This is a genomic window from Amycolatopsis sp. NPDC051372 (assembly GCF_040682095.1).
Taxonomy (GTDB): domain Bacteria; phylum Actinomycetota; class Actinomycetes; order Mycobacteriales; family Pseudonocardiaceae; genus Amycolatopsis.
Genome location: NZ_JBFBAF010000001.1, coordinates 286,099 through 302,318, shown reverse-complemented (window position 1 = coordinate 302,318; position 16,220 = coordinate 286,099). Strand labels below are relative to the sequence as shown.

The 16,220-nt window shown below is 69.3% G+C and carries 15 protein-coding genes; 8 read left to right on the top strand and 7 right to left on the bottom strand.

The window, feature by feature from the left end; all coding sequences use genetic code 11:
- Window positions 1–15 precede the first annotated feature (15 nt).
- Window positions 16–1,911 carry an FAD/NAD(P)-binding protein gene (locus tag AB0M56_RS01435; RefSeq protein ID WP_364169697.1) on the bottom strand — a complete coding sequence of 632 codons (1,896 nt, stop codon included), beginning with the start codon at window positions 1,909–1,911 and terminating at the stop codon, window positions 16–18.
- A gap of 342 nt (window positions 1,912–2,253) precedes the next feature.
- Here AB0M56_RS01435 and AB0M56_RS01430 point away from each other — a divergent pair, with 342 nt between their 5' ends.
- Window positions 2,254–3,513 carry an MFS transporter gene (locus AB0M56_RS01430; RefSeq protein WP_364169694.1) on the top strand — a complete coding sequence of 420 codons (1,260 nt, stop codon included), beginning with the start codon at window positions 2,254–2,256 and terminating at the stop codon, window positions 3,511–3,513.
- A 313-nt stretch (window positions 3,514–3,826) separates the two neighbouring features.
- Window positions 3,827–5,014 (top strand): GGDEF domain-containing protein, encoded by a 1,188-nt coding sequence (locus AB0M56_RS01425; protein ID WP_364169691.1) that lies wholly within the window; start codon window positions 3,827–3,829, stop codon window positions 5,012–5,014.
- 44 nt (window positions 5,015–5,058) lie between these two features.
- Here AB0M56_RS01425 and AB0M56_RS01420 read toward each other — a convergent pair whose 3' ends face one another.
- The 3 genes from AB0M56_RS01420 to AB0M56_RS01410 form a co-directional block, all read right to left on the bottom strand.
- The gene (locus AB0M56_RS01420) at window positions 5,059–5,703 is read right to left on the bottom strand and encodes a TetR/AcrR family transcriptional regulator (protein ID WP_364169688.1); all 645 of its coding nucleotides are present in this window, start codon (window positions 5,701–5,703) and stop codon (window positions 5,059–5,061) included.
- A 74-nt stretch (window positions 5,704–5,777) separates the two neighbouring features.
- Complete coding sequence (locus tag AB0M56_RS01415) at window positions 5,778–7,709, bottom strand: ABC transporter ATP-binding protein (RefSeq protein WP_364170711.1); 1,932 nt, start codon at window positions 7,707–7,709, stop codon at window positions 5,778–5,780.
- A gap of 14 nt (window positions 7,710–7,723) precedes the next feature.
- Window positions 7,724–8,290 carry a TetR/AcrR family transcriptional regulator gene (locus AB0M56_RS01410; protein WP_364170710.1) on the bottom strand — a complete coding sequence of 189 codons (567 nt, stop codon included), beginning with the start codon at window positions 8,288–8,290 and terminating at the stop codon, window positions 7,724–7,726.
- Window positions 8,291–8,419: 129 nt separating this feature from the next.
- On the opposite strand from AB0M56_RS01410, the gene AB0M56_RS01405 reads away from it, so the two are divergent.
- The 5 genes from AB0M56_RS01405 (at window position 8,420) to AB0M56_RS01385 (ending at window position 10,776) form a co-directional block, all read left to right on the top strand.
- Entirely contained in the window at window positions 8,420–9,409 is a 990-nt protein-coding gene (locus AB0M56_RS01405; RefSeq protein WP_364169686.1) for a LuxR C-terminal-related transcriptional regulator, read from the top strand.
- Window positions 9,410–9,478: 69 nt separating this feature from the next.
- Window positions 9,479–9,850 (top strand): hypothetical protein, encoded by a 372-nt coding sequence (locus tag AB0M56_RS01400; protein WP_364169683.1) that lies wholly within the window; start codon window positions 9,479–9,481, stop codon window positions 9,848–9,850.
- A gap of 15 nt (window positions 9,851–9,865) precedes the next feature.
- Window positions 9,866–10,252: a hypothetical protein gene (locus tag AB0M56_RS01395; protein ID WP_364169680.1), complete on the top strand. Its 387-nt coding sequence runs from the start codon at window positions 9,866–9,868 to the stop codon at window positions 10,250–10,252.
- Between the two features lie 12 nt (window positions 10,253–10,264).
- Complete coding sequence (locus AB0M56_RS01390; protein ID WP_364169677.1) at window positions 10,265–10,447, top strand: hypothetical protein; 183 nt, start codon at window positions 10,265–10,267, stop codon at window positions 10,445–10,447.
- Window positions 10,444–10,776 (top strand): hypothetical protein, encoded by a 333-nt coding sequence (locus AB0M56_RS01385; RefSeq protein WP_364169674.1) that lies wholly within the window; start codon window positions 10,444–10,446, stop codon window positions 10,774–10,776. The genes AB0M56_RS01390 and AB0M56_RS01385 overlap by 4 nt, the downstream gene beginning before the upstream one ends.
- 48 nt (window positions 10,777–10,824) lie before the next feature.
- On the opposite strand, the gene AB0M56_RS01380 is transcribed toward AB0M56_RS01385, so the two are convergent.
- From AB0M56_RS01380 to pdhA, 3 genes are read right to left on the bottom strand one after another with little or no spacing between them, the layout of a single operon-like run.
- Entirely contained in the window at window positions 10,825–12,162 is a 1,338-nt protein-coding gene (locus AB0M56_RS01380) for a dihydrolipoamide acetyltransferase family protein (RefSeq protein WP_364169672.1), read from the bottom strand.
- Between the two features lie 16 nt (window positions 12,163–12,178).
- Window positions 12,179–13,171, bottom strand: coding sequence for an alpha-ketoacid dehydrogenase subunit beta (locus tag AB0M56_RS01375; protein ID WP_364169669.1), 993 nt, complete (start codon window positions 13,169–13,171; stop codon window positions 12,179–12,181).
- Complete coding sequence (pdhA, locus tag AB0M56_RS01370) at window positions 13,171–14,409, bottom strand: pyruvate dehydrogenase (acetyl-transferring) E1 component subunit alpha (RefSeq protein ID WP_364169666.1); 1,239 nt, start codon at window positions 14,407–14,409, stop codon at window positions 13,171–13,173. Before pdhA ends, AB0M56_RS01375 begins: the two co-directional genes overlap by 1 nt.
- Window positions 14,410–14,761: 352 nt before the next feature.
- Between pdhA and AB0M56_RS01365 the strand changes: the two genes are divergently transcribed.
- Entirely contained in the window at window positions 14,762–16,192 is a 1,431-nt protein-coding gene (locus AB0M56_RS01365) for a M20/M25/M40 family metallo-hydrolase (RefSeq protein WP_364169663.1), read from the top strand.
- The last annotated feature ends 28 nt before the right edge of the window (window positions 16,193–16,220 follow it).

Below are 16,220 nucleotides of genomic sequence, written 5' to 3'. Positions count from 1 at the left end.
CGGCCTTCGCGGTGGTCAGGCCTCCGGTTCCAGCTGCAGCAGTTCCCTTGCCAGCGCGTCGTTCTGACGGAACATGATCGCGTTCGTCCGCGGGCGCGTGAACGCTCCCGGCGAGCGGATGCTCGTGTGCACGCCCATGGCGAAGCGGCGCGGGTGCGCGGTACCGGCGGCGTCGAGCAGGCGGGAGTCCGTGATGCGCGTGGCGATGCGGCCCGACGGCTGGTCGTCACCCAGGGCGTCGGGGACGGTTTCCTCGGTCAGGGTCCCGGCGTCGCGCATCTGGCGCAGCAGCGTGTCGAACACGCGCGGCACGCTCGCTTCCGGCAGCCGCGCCTCGATCAACGTCCGGGCTCGCACCACGTCGGGAAAGCTCGAACTCGACGCGGCGAATTCCCCGGTGTTTTCGTCCGCCGACACCAGCAAATCCGCGCCCAGGAACGAAACCAGGCCGGCGTCGGCCAACGCGAGCATTTCCTCCAGCCGGCGCGGCGGCGGCCCGCTGGCGTAGTAGGAAAAGAACCCGTGGAACCAGCCGTCCATATCGGCAACCTGCGAGGCCGCCGAAAGCCGACCCGTCATGAGCAACGCCGGGAGCTGCCCGACCACCGACAACAAGGCCATGAACGCCCCGAGATCCGCGCTGAATCGCTGGTCCGCGCGGCGCGAAAGGTCGACTTCCACGTACTCCCGGACGGCCTTTCCGAATTCCTCTGCGGATTCGAAATGCTCGCCACCGAACGGCCGGTCCAGCCGGTCCAGATCAAGCCGATCCTCTTCGGCAGGAACCGCGGAAACAACCAGTGCGTCCATTTCGGACGTCCCCCACGCCAGATCCGCGAACCGATCCGCGAACACGGCGAAATCCATCAGAACGCGATCCGGGTGCCCGGTGAAGAGCTCTGTGTAATACGCCCACGCCAGCTCCTTCGCGATCAACGGCCACACGTCCGTGCGGAAGCTGATCGGTCCCGGCCGGGCGCACAGCGCCTCGATCGCGTACGAATCGAAGAACCTGGGCAGCTGCAACGGTTTCCCGCGCAACCGGTACCCCGTTTTCGCGTGGTAGGGCACCCCGCGCCGCGAGCCGACGTGCAGCACGGGCTCCGCGCCGCTCGGGTGGTAGCGCAGGCCGCCGCCCGGCAGATCCTCGAAGCGGCCGCCGCGGCCCTCCGTGAGCAGGAGCATGAGGTCGACGAACGCGAGCCCGAAGCCGCGCACCAGTACGGGCTCGCCGGCCGGCACGGCGGAGTAGTCGACGTCGGCGGTGTAGCCCGCCGGGTAGTACGCCAGGTCGTGCCGCTCGGCGAAAGCCGCCAGCGCGCTCTCGCCCGGGTCCGGCGTCGCGTCGAGGTGGCCGACAGTCAGGAGCACGGCGTCGGCCGCCACCTCGGAGCCATCGGCCAGGCGCACGCGCTGCGGCGGCCCGTCGTCGATCGCGACGGCCGAGCTCGCGTGCTCCACGACCTCGATCCCCGGTGGCAGCTCGGCGAGCACCTTCTCGTAGAACCACCTCAAGTACAGGCTCTGCAGCCGCCGCGTGGGGAAGTCCGTGCCGGCGAGCGCGTCGAACTCCGCACGCAGGTCGTCGGGCACCGGGAAGGACAAAGAGCCCGAACGCACCTCGCGGGCCCACTCGATGAGCGACGGCCCGGGCGCGACCGGTCCCGCCATGCGCACCGAGTCGTCCGTGTACATCGTGACGTCCTCGGGCATGGAGTTCATGCGCAGCAGCGGCGACTGCTCGTAGCGCCACACGCGGCCCGGCCCCACGGGGAACGGGTCGATCAGGTGCACCACGAAGCGCCGGTCGCCGAGCAGTTCGGGTGCGTTGACGGAGAGCCGCTCCAGGACGCCGACCCCGCGAGGTCCGGCGCCCACGACGGCGAGCGTGAACGTCGGGTGATCGGCCACGGACTCGAAGCTACGCCGTGAGGCGGCCACGGAGTGGCGCTCCCACAGTGCGGACACCGGTGCAACTGCACTACGCAGGGCGGCATCCGGGCGAGTGTGGCGCAGGCCACAGCACGCTACCCTCGTGATCTTGGCCGTACCCGGCGCTATGGTCTGGACACTCGGAGAACTGTCTGTGACCCGTTGGATACCGGCGAAAGAACCTAGAGATTCACCAACAGTCACGAGACACTGACCTTGGCTACTCACGTTTTGTGATTGGCTCGTGACCACGAGGTCCTAAGGTCACCGCCTGATCACCGTGCGGAACCGTCCGCACACGAATGTCGGGGAGAAGCACGCATGACGGCAGCACCGGGACGGGTGACGTTCCGCGAGGTCTTCGGGGTCGCCGAGTTCCGCGCGATGTGGTTCGGCGAGCTGCTGTCGATCGCCGGCGACCAGCTGGCCCGCGTCGCGCTGTCCGTGCTGGTCTACGCCACCACGCAGTCGGCCACGCTCACCGGCCTCACCTACGCGCTGACGTTCTTCCCGTCCCTGCTCGGCGGCATCTTCCTCACCGGCATCGCCGACCGCTTCTCCCGGCGCACGGTGATGGTGGCCGTCGACTTCGCGCGGGCCGCGCTGATCCTGCTGGTGGCCATCCCCGGGCTGCCGTTCTGGGTCCTGTGTGTGCTCGTCGGCTGCGTCTCACTGCTGAACCCGCCGTTCAAGGCGTCCCAGCTGGCTCTCCTGCCGCAGGTGCTCGAAGGCGACCGGTTCGTGGTCGGCATGGGCATCCGCAGCATGACGGTGCAGTCGGCGCAGCTGCTCGGTTTCGCCGGGGGTGGCGCGCTGCTGCTGGCGGTCGACCCGCGGCTGGCGCTGGTCCTCGACGCCGGCACGTTCGTGCTCTCGGCCCTGTTCGTCCGCTTCGGCGTGAAGCCGCGCCCGGCGGCCGCGACCGGGGAGAAGCGCAAGCCGTTCCTCGCGTCGCTGAGCGCGGGCGGCAAGGTCGGCTTCGCGAGCTCGGCGCTGCGTTCGCTGATGCTGTTCACCTGGCTGGCCGGCCTGATGCCGGTGTACGAGGGCATCGCGGCGCCCTACGTCGCGTCGTCCGGCGGGGGCCCCGAAGTGATCGGCCTGCTGCTGGCCGCCGATCCGGTGGGCAGCGTGATCTTCACCTTCATCTATACGCGCTGGGTGCCCGCCGAGGTGCGGCCGAAGCTGATCGGGCCGATGACGGCGCTCGCCGCGATCCCGCTCCTGCTCTGCTTCCTGCAGCCGGGGCCCGTCGCGTCGATCATCCTGTTCGTGATCTCCGGTGGGTTCGGCACGATCGCGTTGCTGCAGGCCACGGCCTCGCTGACCGTCGCGGTGCCGGACGAGACCCGGGCGCAGACGATGGGCCTGTCCAACACGGGCCTGACGACCACGATGGGCGTGGTTCCCCTGATCGGCGGAGTGATCGCCGACCGCCTGACCGCCCAGACGACTGTCGGGATCTTCGGGTTCGTCGGACTCTTGATTACGATTCCGCTAACGATCATGTGGCAGCGGACGTTCACCGGCCGGACGAGCGAGGGTACGGCGAAGGAAGCCACACGCGCCGAGCATGCGTGACATGCTCCGCGCGTGGGCTCTGACCTGCGCGACCTTGCGGTGCTGCTACGCGGTCACTGGTCCTTGCTACGCATAGCTGGTCACCCTTCATCCGGCGTGTTCGGGAAAAAGGTACACACCTAAGGCCCTTGTGGACAGGCGGCAAACGGCCCGAAACTGTGCGTGAGGAGAGTGTCACCGGACATTCGCGCAAGGGTTTGGGGGGAAAATGGTCACATCGGGGGAACGGTCTGGGCAGGGCGCGGTCGCTGCGGTCAAGGGGTGGGCGCTGTGGTCGCGGCCGCGACGGTGGATCGCCGTCACGCTCACGAGCATGGTCGTCGCCGTGGTCCTGGCGGTCGTGAGCAGCGTGCTGGTCCCGGTCACCGCGGCCCAGCTGGAGCTGTTCGCGCTGATCACAGGCCTGGCCGTCGCCCAGACCGAGATCACCCGGCAGATCGAGCGCCAGCGTCGGATGCTCAGCCGGGGCCCGCACATCAACGTGACCTCCGTGTGGCTGCTGCCCGCCGCGCTGCTGGTGCCGCCGCAGCTCGTGGCCGCGCTGGCCGTTCTGCTCTACGTCTACCTCGCGTTCCGGAGCTGGAACGGCACCCGTCCGGGTGAAGCGCACCGCGTCGCAGCGAACGCGACGACGATGATCCTGTCCGGTTTCGGCGCCGCGCTCGCCGGTGACCTCACGGGCAGCCAGGGTGTCGCGATGGTCGCCGCCGCCGCGCTCGGCTACTTCGTCGTGAACACCGCGCTGACCGGCCTCGGCCTGTACCTCGCCGACCCGGCGAAGGCAACCCCCGCGTCCTGCCTCGGCACCATGGACGACAACCTCCTCGAGACGTCGATCCTGTGCGTCGGCGGCCTGCTGACGATGGTGCTCACCAACGAGCCGCTGCTGTCGGTGCTGGTGATCCTGCCCCTGTACGTGCTGCAGCGCTCGGTGCTGATCAAGCGCCTCGAAGAGCTCGCGACCACGGACCAGAAGACGCAGCTGCTCAACGCCACCACCTGGCAGGACGGCGCGCAGCGCGAGATCTCCCGCGCCGAGCGCGAGAACGGCAGCTTCGGTGCGCTGATGATCGACCTCGACCACTTCAAGTCCATCAACGACACCTTCGGCCACCTCGCGGGCGACGACGTGCTCAAGGCCGTCGCGGCCGCCGTCAAGCAGGAGACGCGCGCCCACGACCTGGTCGGCCGCTTCGGCGGTGAGGAGTTCGTGGCGCTGCTGCCCTCGACGTCGAAGGAAGACGCGATCATCACGGCGGAGCGCATCCGCCAGCGGATCAGCGAACTCGTGATCCAGACGCACACCAACGAAGGCGAGGCCGTCGCGATCTCCGAGCGCACGGCGTCGATCGGCGTCGCGTCGTTCCCCATGGACGGCACGAGCGTCGACGAGGTCATGGCTTCCGCCGACGCCGCCGTGTATGCGGCGAAGCACGGCGGCCGCAACCGGGTGATCGGCGCGGTTTCTTCGCCGGTCCGGGAGCTCGCGGCCGTCGCGTAGCTCGGCACGGGGTCCGGCCGGCTTCCTCCCCCGAGCCGGCCGGACTACCGCAGCCGTTCGATCACATCCGCCGCCTGGGTCTGCAGCCTCAGCACCCCACCGACGGTGAACTCCGTGAGCAGGTCCACCAACGCGTCCTGGGCCGGCGGGTCACCTTCCCAGGACACTTGGACCAACGCTTCGGTCATCGCGAAGTACAGCGTCACCAGCGCTTTGTCGGCCCGCCCCGAGTCCACCCCGTACGTCGCCCACCGCTTGCGGCTCGCCTCCGCGTAGATCACGGCCAGCCGCTCCCGCAGCCTCGTCAGCGCCGGATTCCCCGCCCGCTCGGCCTCTCTGAGGACAGGAAACGAGTGCGGGTCCTCCTCGACGAACCGGAACATGTTGGCGTAATTCGCCCTCGCCCACGCGCGCAGATCCGGCTCCGACGCATCCCTCGCCGGCGCCCCGATCGCCTCGAACGCCCTCTCCTCAGCGGCCCCGACCACCTCGGCGAACAGGTTCTTCCGCTCCCCGAACTGCTCGTAGACCGCTTGCCGCGACACCCCCGCGGCCCTCGCGATCTCCTCGATCGTCGCCGCCTCGAACCCATGCCGCGCGACGGCCTCCGTGGCCGCCCGCACGACCCGGTCGCGTTGCTCCGCCACGGGCAACTTCCGCGGCCTCCCACGCTGCGCGTGGCTCGACATCGGTGTGTTCACCTCGCGTATTTCCTCGTCCTTCATTCCAGCGTGGGGACTTCGCCGGCCCGACCCCGTGCTCATCACACCAGATAGGCCTGCGCCTGCAACGTGAACAGCTCGGCGTACCCCGCCTGGGCCGCCATCAGCTCCTCGTGCGTGCCGTACTCGGCGACCTTGCCGTGGTCCAGCAGGAGGATGCGTTCGGCTTGGCGGACCGTGGAGAAGCGGTGCGAGATGTACAGCGTCGTGCGGCCGGCCGCGAGGGACCGCAGGCGCGTGAACAGGTCGTGTTCGGCCTGGGCGTCGAGGGCGGACGTCGGTTCGTCGAGGATCAGGATCGGGGCCTCGCGCTGGAAGGCGCGGGCGAGGGCGATCTTCTGCCACTCGCCGCCGGACAGCGAGACGCCCTGGTCGAACCATCGGCCCAGAGGCGAGTCATAGCCGGACGGCAGGCGTTCGATGCGTTCGTCGGCGCCGGCGCGGCGGGCGGAGTCCTCGATGTGGGGGCGGTCTTCGAGCCGGTGGAGGTCGCCAAGGCCGATGTTCTCGGCCGCCGTTCCTTGGTACGTGACGTAGTCCTGGAACATCGCGCTGATCTGGGTGCGCAACTCGTCCGGGTCGTACGAGCGGATGTCGACGCCGTCGAGCAGGATGCGGCCGCCGGTCGGGTCGTACAGCCGACACAACAGCTTGAACAGGGTCGACTTGCCCGCGCCGTTGCGGCCGACCACCGCCACCGTCTCGCCCGGCCGGATCTCGAACGAAACCCCGTCCAGGGCCGGTTCCTCGGCGCCCGGGTAGCTGAAGCTCACCGACTCGAAGCGGATGTGTCCCTCCACAGTGGAGGGCAAGGGCCGCGGCGAGGCGGGCGCCACGATCTCCGGCTCCGTGTCCAGGAACCGGTACAACGTGTCCAGGTACAGATTGTTCTCGTACATCCCCGAAAACGCCGTGAACAAGCCCGAAACCGACGCCTGCACCGACGTCGCCGCGGCCGTGTACAGCGCCAGGTCACCCAGCGTCAGGCGCCCACCGACGGCCTCCATAGCGATGTACAGCGCGATCGCCGAGCCGGACAGCGTCGACAGCAGCCCCCACGACGTCGAGCTCACGTTGCGGCGAACCGTCAGGCGCCGTTGCCGCTCGTACGACACGAGGCCGAGCCGCCGGAACCGCTCCACGAAGTACGGCCCGAGGCCGAACAGCTTGGTCTCCTTCGCGTACGTATCCGTCGTGACCAGCGAAGACAGGTAATCCATCCGCCGCTTGATCGGCGACATCAGGAACGTCAGCCAGAACGCGCGCGATCCGTACTTCGACTGCGAGATGAACGCCGGGATCGGCGCGAGCAGCGCCACCAGCGCCAGCAACGGACTGATCGACACCAGCAGCGCGATCATGCTCGAGAACGTGATCGCCGTGCGCACCAGCCCCAGCGCCGAGTTCATCATCGACAACGGCCGGGTCGGCGCCTCCTGCGCGGCCTGGCGCAGCATGTCATACGACGTGGAGCCCTCGAAGTACGCCAGCTGCAGCTTGCTCGCGTGGTCCATGACCTGGTGCCGGATCGTCAGCGTCATCCGCTCTTGCAAGAGCGTCTGCGCGATCGACGTGATCGCGCTGCTGATCGCGGTCGCGGCCAGCACGCCGAACTGGAACAGCGTGATCCACACGATGTCGTCGATCGAGCCCTTGTGCTGGATGGCGGCGACCACGGCGTCCAGCAGCAGCTTCGCGATGTACGCCGTGGCGGTCGGCAGGAGGCCGGACAGCAGCGTGACCAGCGCCAGCAGGATGGTGAGCGTCGGGCTGGCCTGCCAGGTCAGCCGCACGACCTTCGGCAGGCCGCGGACGGTGCCGGACACCGACGTCTTCATCCGCATGAACCGCGACTTCAGGTCTTTCGGCTGGTCCGGCTGCGGGGGTTCCGGGATGTCGACCGGCCCCGTCAGGCCGCTGTCGGGCACCGTCTGCGCCGGTCTGCGCCGGCCGCCGGGCCGTCCGCCCGGCATGAATCCGCCTGGGATCACGCGGACACCGCGCCGTGCAGGAAAACGTCGATCAGCTCGGTGGTCTTCGGCGCATCGGGCAGCGCCCGGCCGTGCGTGAACAGCATGCTCACGAACAGCGCGGCGGCCTTGTCCACAGGCAGCCGCAGCCGGTCGGCGTCCGGGACGAACAGCTCCCGCACGGCGCGATGCATCGCCTCGAACGACTTGCGCCGGCTGTCACCGCTCGGCGGCTTGCGGTTGCGCATCTCTTCCGGCTGCGTCCGGCCGGCCCGGGCCGCGCCCATCACGGCACCCAGCCGCTGCAGGTGCGCGGTCAGCGCTTCGACGGCTTCCACCAGCCGTTTCTCCAACGGCAGCTCACTGGGGATCTCCCCGATCATCTCCAACGCCTCCGCCGGGTCGAGCGCGGCTTCCACACACGCGTCGAACAGCTCGTCCTTGTCGGTGAACACGCGGAAGATGGTGCCCTCGCCGATGCCGGCCGCCCGGGCGATCTGCGCGGTGGTGACCCCCCGGCCGTGTTCCACGACCAGCGGGAGCACCGCGCGCACGATCATCCGGCGGCGGTCGTCGGGCGCCATCCCCGGCGCACGTTTCCTCGTCTCCATGCGGACCAAGCTACGGAGTGAGTGCTCACTCCGTCAACTCGGTAACGCGGCGCGACCTGTTGTCGACTTAGGGACGCACATCCGCCGACCCGAGGAGCGCCGGTGCGCGGCAAGCCATTCGACGAGCCCACAGTGGGACGCCTGCGCCAGGCGCGCGAGGTCCTGTCGGCCGAGGCCGAGAAGAGCCACCACGCGCTGTACGCGAAGCTGCGCGAGATCGTCAGTGGCGCGCTGCGGCTCGACGCGTTCTTCGTCGGTCTGTTCCGCGACGCCGGCCACGTGCTCTACGCCTACCAGTACGACGGCGCCGAGTACGCGCTCCCGGGCGTCCGGCCGGTCAACCCCGAAGGCCCGACGGGCTGGGTGCGCGCCCACAACCGCTCCTACGCCTACCGCACCGACGGCGGCGCCATCCTCAACCGCGGCATCCCTTGGGGCGACAAGGAACGCCGCTCGGCCGACGCGCTCGTCGTCCCGATGCGCCGCACGCACACCGGCGAGGTGATCGGCGTCGTCTCGGCCCAGACCTACACCGCCGACAGCTACGGCGACGCCGAGCTCGCCGCACTGGAGTGGCTCGCCGAGGTGGTCGCCCGGATCCTGTCGGCCGAGGACGAGGACCGCGAGCTCCTGGCCCAGCTCGACGACGGGCACCGGCCGGCCGCCGAGCGCGTGCTCGGGCAGACGGTGTCGGCTCTGGTCGTGGAGCGGGTCGCCGTGGTCTGGCAGGCGGCGGCGCAGCTCGCGAGCGAACTGGAGTCGGAGGGCCACCGGCTCGGCGCACGGGCGCGTGACCTGGTGCGCGAGTGCGAGCGGCTGCAGATGGACTCGGCGGAGATCGAGTTCGCCGGTTATCGAGAGGCCGCGGCGCGGTTCGACTCGCTGAGCCGGCGAGAGCGTGACGTCGTCGAGCTGATGAGCCTGAGCGACGGCGAAATCGCCGCACAGCTGTACGTCGCCCGCTCCACGGTGAAGACCCACGTGCGCAGCATCCTGCGCAAGTACGGCGCCAAAAGCCGTTCGACGGTCGTCGAGGAGGTCTCCACCTACCTCGGTTACGCCCGTGAGCGAGGCGGCTCATCCTCGGGATGAACAGGGGCCGCCATATTTTTCCTCCTCGCGCCGAGAGAATCGTTGTGGTATCGCGGATAACATGGTTCCGTGCGCGTGGAAAACGGCTCCGTGTGGAGTGTTCTGCTCGAATTTCTCATCGCCCTCTGGTGGTTCTTCGTCGCGATCGGAATTGCCAAGTTCATCGTTGTTCCGCTCATAAAGTGGTTGCTCATCTCCGCATTCGAATCACTCAAAGGTGCCTCGGGTGCGGGCCGGGCGCTGCGCCGGCTGCTGGCCTTGCCCATCACGGGTTTGCTGAGCAGGCAACGCAAAGCCCGCGGTGGTCACCGAGACAGCCGGCTCGACCTGTTCGTCGTGGACTTGGTTTTCGGCGTGGCGGTGAGCGGCCTTCTCCAGGGGATCCTGCTGACCGCGGTGTCAACCATCGTGGTTGTCGTCATTTGTTTTCTGGTTTTCTGAACGGAGCGGTGAATCTTGGCGGGCAACGAGTTGGTGCCGAGCGGCCGGAATGTGGCGTTCGAAGTGCAGGACACGAATGGCAATCTGCCGGCGAGCGGGAACGCCGATCTCGCGGAGGTCGTCGTCGGCGCGATCGCCCACGCGCTCGGCTTCCCGACTGCCGCGCTCGTGCGTTCGGTCGTGGTGGTGGTCGCGCGGACCTACTCCGAGATCAAAGTGGAGCTGCAGGGCCAGCGGGTGGACCGGCGGATCAAGCTCCAAACGATGACCATCGAGCAGTTCTACACCGCCATGGCGCGCGTGGACGCCGATCCCTACTGGCACCCGGAAGCGAAAGCGACGCTCGCCGAGGCCCTGGCGGCGGAGATGAAGCAGGAAATCGCCAGGCTGCTGCGGAGCTAGAGAGGAACTGCGATGTCCGAATTGATCAGGAGGACCGGGGCCGAGGTCGAGCGGGGGCCGCTGGAGAAGGCGGTGGAGCTCGCGGCGACCGCGCACCGCAAGGTCGTGGTCAAGCGCCAGGAGATCCGCGTGGCGCTCAACATCGCCGAGGTGACCGCGGAAGCCGAGATCATGGCCGACCGGCGGCGGCGATGACCGGCACGGAAGAGCTGGAGGGGCTCGTGCGCACGGTCGTGGAGCAGCCGGCCGCGGTGCGGCTGCGACAGCTGCTGGCCGAAGGACTCATCACCGCGTCCGACCGGGACCTGTTCCTGGTGTCGGCTCAGAAGTACCGGGAAGCCGCGTTCGCGCAGTACGCCGACTTCGATCCGGCGGTCCGCCACGAGCTGGTGAAGGCGCTGCTCGTCGACTACCAGCAGGAACTCGGCCGCCTGCTGGACGAAATGGCGGCGCGCCGCCGTCCGCCGACGGCGATCGAAGCCAGCGGTGGGGTCCTGCGCGGCCTGTGGCGCAGGATCCGGTGAACCGGTTGCGGCCCGGAAACCACCGGGCCGCAACCGTGCCGGAACGGATCAGTACGTGATCGCCACGGCCGGGTCGGCGAGCAGCGCGCCGACGTCGGCGAGGAACTCCGAGCCCTGCTGGCCGTCGACCACGCGGTGGTCGAAGCTCAGCGACAGCTGCATCACCTTGCGGACCTTGATCTCGCCGTCCACGACCCAGGGGGTGTCGCGGATCGCGCCGACCGCCAGGATCGCCGACTCGCCCGGGTTGATGATGGGCGTGCCGGTGTCGACGCCGAAGACGCCGACGTTGGTGATCGTGAACGTGCCGTTGACCATCGCCGCGGGCGTGGTCTTGCCCTCGCGCGCCACGTCGGTGAGCTCGGTCAGCGCGACGGCCAGCTGCTTGAGCGACATGGCGTCGGCGTCGAAGATCTTCGGCACCACGAGCCCGCGCGGGGTCGCCGCGGCGATGCCCAGGTGCACGTAGTCCTTGTAGACGATCTCCTGCGCCGCCTCGTCCCACACCGCGTTGACGTCGGGCGTGCGCTTCGCCGCGAGGCACACGGCCTTGGCGGCGAACGCAAGCGGCGTGAGCTTCACGCCGCTGAACTCACGCGACTTCTTGAGCTTCTCGCGCAGCTCCATCATCGGCGTGACGTCGACGGTCAGGAACTCCGTGACGTGCGGTGCCGTGTAGGCGCTCTGGACCATCGCCGCGGCGGTGGCCTTGCGGACGCCCTTGATCGAGACGCGACGTTCGCGGGTGGCAGCGTCGTAACTGGTGTCCCCAGTGGACGCCACGGCGGCTGCCGGGGCAGAGCCGTTGGCCGCGCGCTCGACGTCTTCACGCGTGATGACGCCACCGTCGGCGGTGCCGGTGAGCGCGTAGAGGTCGATGCCGAGGTCCTTGGCGAGCTTGCGCACCGGCGGCTTGGCCAGCGGCACGTAACCACCAGCAGGAGCCACCGGAGCCGGAGCCACCGGAGCCACCGGAGCGGAAGCCATCGGCGCGGGGGCCGGCGGAGCAGCAACAGCCACCGCAGCGGCCTTACGCGCCCGCCGTTTCGTCTCCACCGCTTTGGAGCCGTAGCCGACCAGCGGCTTCATCTCCTCCTCGGCCGCAGCTTCCGGAGCAGCGGCCGGCGCCGCCTTCCCGTCCGGATCCACGTCCAAGGTCAGCAACGGAGCCCCGACCTCGACCGTCTGCCCCACCTCGACGAGCAGCTCGGTGATCACCCCGGCCCACGGGATCGGCAGCTCGACAGCGGCCTTGGCGGTCTCGACCTCGACCACGATCTGGTTGACCGTGACCGCGTCGCCCGGCTTCACGTGCCAGGCGAGGATGTCGGCCTCGGTCAGCCCCTCTGCCGTGTCCGACAGGGGGAACTGTTTGTACTCAGGCATTTCAGCGAGTTCCCCCTTACCAGTTCAGCGAGCGGTCGACGGCGTGCAGCACCCGGTCCAGGTCGGGGAGGTAGTGCTCCTCGAGCTTGGCCGGCGGGTACGGCGTGTCGAAACCGGCGACGCGCAGGACGGGGGACTCGAGGGAGTAGAAGCACTCCTGCTGCACGCGGGCCGCGATCTCCGAGGTCAGCGAGGACTCGGACGGCGCCTCGCTCACGGCGATCAGCCGGCCGGTCTTGCGCACCGACTCGAACACCGGGCCCAGGTCGAGCGGCGAGAGCGTGCGCAGGTCGATGACCTCGAGCGACTTGCCCTCGTCCTCGGCGGCCGCGGCGGCGTCGAGCGCCACCTTCACCGACGGACCGTAAGCGACGACGGTCGCGGTGGTCCCCTCGCGCACCACGCGCGAGCCGAACACGCGGCCCGGCGAGGTGTCGGTGTCGACCTCCATCTTCAGCGCGCCCGAGTGGTAGAGCTTCTTGGGCTCGAAGAAGAGGATCGGGTCGTCGGAGCGGATGGCCTCCTGGATACCCCAGTAGGCGTCGACCGCGTTGGAGACCGAGACGACCTTCAGGCCGGCGATGTGCGAGAACAGCGACTCGGGCGACTCCGAGTGGTGCTCCACCGCGCCGATCCCGCCGCCGAACGGCACCCGGATCACCACGGGCATCTTGATCTTGCCCTGCGTGCGGTAGTGCAGCTTCGCCAGCTGCGAAGAGATCTGGTCGAACCCGGGGAAGATGAACCCCTCGAACTGGATCTCGCACACGGGCCGGAACCCGCGCACGGCCAAGCCCACGGCGGTGCCGATGATGCCCGACTCGGCCAGCGGCGTGTCGAGCACGCGCTGCTCGCCGAAGTCCTTCTGCAGGCCGTCGGTGATGCGGAAGACGCCGCCGAGCTTGCCGACGTCCTCACCCATGATCAGGACCTTCGGGTCCTCTTCCATCGCGCGGCGCAGGCCGAGGTTGATGGCCTTGCCGATCGTGAGCTTCTGCGGTTCGGCCATCAGTGCTCACCCCCGTGCCGAACGCTCGAGCCCGCAAGCGACTCTTCGGCAGCGAAACCGTCCAAGTAGGACAGGAACTCTTCCCGCTCCGCGTCGAGAACCGGCGACGGCTCGGCGTAGACGTTGGCGAAGATCCGCTCGGGCGGCGGCTCCGGCATGTTGAACGTGTAGTCGCGAAGCTGCGTCGCGAACTCGTCGGCTTCGGCCTGAACCTGGTCGAAGAAGTCGTGGTCCGCACCGCCGCCGCGCGCGAGGTAGGCCCGCACGCGCTCGATCGGGTCCTTGAGCTTCCACTCCTCCAGCTCGTCCGAGAGCCGGTAGCGGGTGGGGTCGTCGGTGGTGGTGTGGGCGTCCATCCGGTAGGTGAAGGCCTCGATCAGCACCGGGCCGTTGCCGTGCCGGCACTCCTCCAGCGCCCACCGGGTGACGGCGAGGCAGGCGAGCACGTCGTTGCCGTCCACGCGGATGCCGGGGAAGCCGTAGCCGCGGGCGCGCTGGTACAGCGGCAGGCGCGACTGGCGCTCGGTCGGCTCGGAGATGGCCCACTGGTTGTTCTGGCAGAAGAAGACGAGCGGCGCGTCGTAGACGGCGGCCCAGACGAAGCCTTCGTGCACGTCGCCCTGCGAAGTGGCGCCGTCGCCGAAGTAGCAGATCGTGGCTTCACCGTCGTCGTCGCCGACTTTGCCCTCGAACTTCTGCCCCATCGCGTACCCGGCGGCGTTGAGCACCTGGTTGCCGATGACGATCGTGTACGGGTGGAAACGGTGTGCGGCGAAGTCCCAGCCGCCCTGGTCCGTGCACCGGAAGATGCCGAGCAGCTCACGCAGGTCCACGCCACGCGTGTACGCGACACCGTGCTCGCGGTAGCTCGGGAACGCCATGTCCGTGGGCTTCAGCGCGCGGCCGGAGCCGATCTGCGCGGCCTCCTGGCCCAGCAGCGGGACCCAGATCCCCAGCTGCCCCTGGCGCTGCATCGCGTTGGCCTCGCGGTCGGCGCGGCGCACCAGCACCATGTCGCGGTACAGGTTGCGCAGGACCTCGTCGTCGACGTCCGCGACGTACTTGTCGAACCGCGGCGACGGGATTCGCTGACCTTCGGGGGTGAGCAGCTGAGTCAGCTCAGCGCCACCTTCGCTCGTTGCTCGCAGACCCGCGATCACCTGTTCGGGCGAGGGCTTGGCCGCTACGGCGGCGGGCCCGTCTCCAGGTTCGGGGTGCGTCCACTGTTCGGACGGCATGCGCAGTATCTCCTCGGTGTCGGCGCCGCGGTGGCCGCTTGTGGCGGCCACAGCGACTGCACCGGCGGGGACCTACGCCCCGGATTCGGGGCGGCTGGCCACCGTCGGCGTTGACGGTTCTCGCCGCCATCCTGGCACGAAGCCGCGCGTGATGGTGAACCGCGGATGCTGATTTGTTGCTGAGATCCGGGCGCCTGAACAGGCAAAACGCTGGGAGATCCGAGTATGGGACGGATGATGATCGGGAATCCGCACCGCTGCCCACCAGGCGTCACCGGTCGGGCACCGGTCGCGTCCGGGTGGCGGGTTTCACGACCTCGACGGCGGTCGTGACGTCGGTCACCGTGGCAGGATGGCCGGCGTGGAACAGAAATCCGTACGTGAAACCGTCGTCTCGACGTGGATCAACGACGTCGTGCCGAGCCTGTCCGGTCTCGTCGCGATCCCGGCGTTGTCCCCGGCGTTCGACGCGGACTGGGCCGCGAGCGGTCACCTCGCCGCGGCCGTCGAACACGTGAAGACGTTCATCGCCGGGCGTGACCTGCCGGGCGTGTCGATCGAGGTCGTGCAGCTCGAGGGGCGTTCCCCGCTGCTGTTCGTGGACGTGCCCGCCACCGCGGGCGCCACGGACAAGCCGACCGTGCTGATGTACGGCCACCTCGACAAGCAGCCCCCGGTCGGCGGCTGGTCCGAGGGCCTCGACCCGTGGACGCCGGTGATCCGCGACGGCCGCCTCTACGGCCGCGGCTCCGTCGACGACGGCTACTCCGGCTACGCGGCCGTGTCCGCGCTGGAGGCCGTGCACGCGGCCGGCGGCGAGCACGCGCGCACCGTGGTGCTGCTGGAGACGGGTGAGGAGTCGGGCAGCCCCGACCTGCCCGCGTATGTCGAGCACCTGAGCTCGCGCCTGGGCGAGGTCGGCCTCGTCGTCTGCCTCGACGCGGGCGGCATGGACTACGAGCGGCTGTGGCTGACCACGAGCCTGCGCGGCATGCTGCACCTCACCGTCACCGTGCAGCTCCTCGCGACGGCCCAGCACTCCGGCCTGGCCAGCGGCGTGGTCGCTTCGTCGTTCCGCGTGCTGCGGCAGCTGCTGGAGCGCATCGAGAGCGGCGAGACCGGCGAGATCAAGCTCGCGGAGCTCAACGTCGAGGTGCCGGCGAGCCGGCTGGCCGAGATCGAGGCCGTGGCCGAGGTGGCGCCCGAGAAGCTGCGGACCGCGTTCCCGCTGGTCAGCGGCGGTCGGACGATGTCAGAAGACGCGCTGGAGCTGCTGCTGAACAACTACTGGCGGCCCACGTTGTCGATCATCGGCGCCGACGGCTTCCCGCTGCCCGCCAACGCCGGCAACGTGCTGCGCGAGAGCACCACGCTCACGCTGAGCTTCCGCCTGCCGCCCACGGCCGAGGCGGCTCCGGCACTTGAAGCCGTGAAGCGCGTGCTGACCACGGACGTGCCGTACGGCGCTTCGGTGACCATCCATGAAGACGCGCAGGCCGAGAACGGCTGGAACGCGCCCGAGGAGGCGCCGTGGCTCACCACGGCGCTGCGCCGCGTGAGCGACGAGGTGTTCGGCCGGCCGCACCGCGCCGCCGGCATGGGCGGGTCGATCCCGTTCATGGGCCTGCTGGGCGAGAAGTACCCGCAAGCACAGTTCCTGGTCACGGGCGCGTGCGGCGCCGACTCGAACATCCACGTGCCGGACGAGTGGCTGAACCTGGACTACGCGCAGCAGGTCACGGAGGCCGTCGCGCACATCTTGGACGCGCACGCACGGAGCTGAGGTTGTGGCGAAAAGTCCCGGCGCCGGT

Bases quoted from the DNA above. Each gene is read 5' to 3' on its own strand.
- AB0M56_RS01420 (WP_364169688.1), bottom strand. From the start codon at position 5,703: ATGTCGAGCCACGCGCAGCGTGGGAGGCCGCGGAAGTTGCCCGTGGCG.
- AB0M56_RS01430 (WP_364169694.1), top strand. From the start codon at position 2,254: ATGACGGCAGCACCGGGACGGGTGACGTTCCGCGAGGTCTTCGGGGTC.
- AB0M56_RS01390 (WP_364169677.1), top strand. From the start codon at position 10,265: ATGTCCGAATTGATCAGGAGGACCGGGGCCGAGGTCGAGCGGGGGCCG.
- pdhA (WP_364169666.1), bottom strand. From the start codon at position 14,409: ATGCCGTCCGAACAGTGGACGCACCCCGAACCTGGAGACGGGCCCGCC.
- AB0M56_RS01375 (WP_364169669.1), bottom strand. From the start codon at position 13,171: ATGGCCGAACCGCAGAAGCTCACGATCGGCAAGGCCATCAACCTCGGC.
- AB0M56_RS01380 (WP_364169672.1), bottom strand. From the start codon at position 12,162: ATGCCTGAGTACAAACAGTTCCCCCTGTCGGACACGGCAGAGGGGCTG.
- AB0M56_RS01410 (WP_364170710.1), bottom strand. From the start codon at position 8,290: ATGGCGCCCGACGACCGCCGCCGGATGATCGTGCGCGCGGTGCTCCCG.
- AB0M56_RS01415 (WP_364170711.1), bottom strand. From the start codon at position 7,709: ATGCCGGGCGGACGGCCCGGCGGCCGGCGCAGACCGGCGCAGACGGTG.
- AB0M56_RS01365 (WP_364169663.1), top strand. From the start codon at position 14,762: ATGGCCGGCGTGGAACAGAAATCCGTACGTGAAACCGTCGTCTCGACG.
- AB0M56_RS01385 (WP_364169674.1), top strand. From the start codon at position 10,444: ATGACCGGCACGGAAGAGCTGGAGGGGCTCGTGCGCACGGTCGTGGAG.
- AB0M56_RS01425 (WP_364169691.1), top strand. From the start codon at position 3,827: ATGGTCGTCGCCGTGGTCCTGGCGGTCGTGAGCAGCGTGCTGGTCCCG.